The sequence below is a fragment of the Streptomyces sp. NRRL WC-3549 genome, from assembly GCF_000721935.1.
Lineage (GTDB): Bacteria > Actinomycetota > Actinomycetes > Streptomycetales > Streptomycetaceae > Streptomyces.
On record NZ_KL585391.1, the window covers coordinates 164438 to 165126 of the forward strand.

Below are 689 nucleotides of genomic sequence, written 5' to 3' on the forward strand. Positions count from 1 at the left end.
TAGCCCCTTGCCTTTGTCACCCGGTTTCCCCGGCGACATCGAGAACATTACACGGTCCACCCGGTGCAACAAAAATCGTTTCCGTTCTGCCCGGTTCCTCCGCCGCGGGCGCCCCGGACACGTCAGGCGGTGGCGAAGGAGTAGAAGCGCTTGAGGGTGCAGTGCTCCTCCAGGAGCCGGCCGTAGATCGGCTCCCCCTCCAACTCCCGGTAGGTCTCGATCGGGTCGCCCTTGATGATCAGCGCCCGGGCGCACTCCTCGCACCAGTACTGGTACTGCGCGTTGACCGGGTCCATGTCCCTGACGATGGGCGTACCGCTGCCGCACCAGTCGCACTTCCGCCTGTGTGCACCCATCCGGTCAGCTCCGGGTGCGGCGGTGGGCCGCGCGCACGGAGGAGTCCTCCTGCGGGGCGACCGCGCCCGGGGACGTCATGGGGGTGAGGGGCTGGTCCGGGATCCGTACGCGGCTCTCAGGCATCGCGCTCCCTCCCGATCGGTCCGTCGCCCCCTCCGGCGCTCCGATTCTGCCATGACACCGCAAGGGGGTCAGCCCGCCGACGTCCCGGCTTCCCGCCTTTGTCGCAAAGGGAACGCCGGGGCCGGTCGCCGGAGCGGGGGAAGCGCCGGTCGTGCCGCCGGATTTCCGTACCGCACCAAAAGATCCCGCCCCCTGCCGGGGACGGGATC

General features: G+C 69.5%; 1 protein-coding gene. It reads right to left on the minus strand.

Translation table 11 applies throughout. The annotated features are described in order from the left end of the window. Positions 1-122: 122 nt before the first annotated feature. Positions 123-356, minus strand: a complete 234-nt coding sequence (locus tag IH13_RS0109330) for a hypothetical protein (RefSeq protein WP_031082780.1) — start codon at positions 354-356, stop codon at positions 123-125. Positions 357-689: the final 333 nt, after the last annotated feature.

What these genes read in the sequence shown, in the direction of transcription:
- IH13_RS0109330 (WP_031082780.1), bottom strand. Translation starts at nt 356, where the DNA reads ATGGGTGCACACAGGCGGAAGTGCGACTGGTGCGGCAGCGGTACGCCC.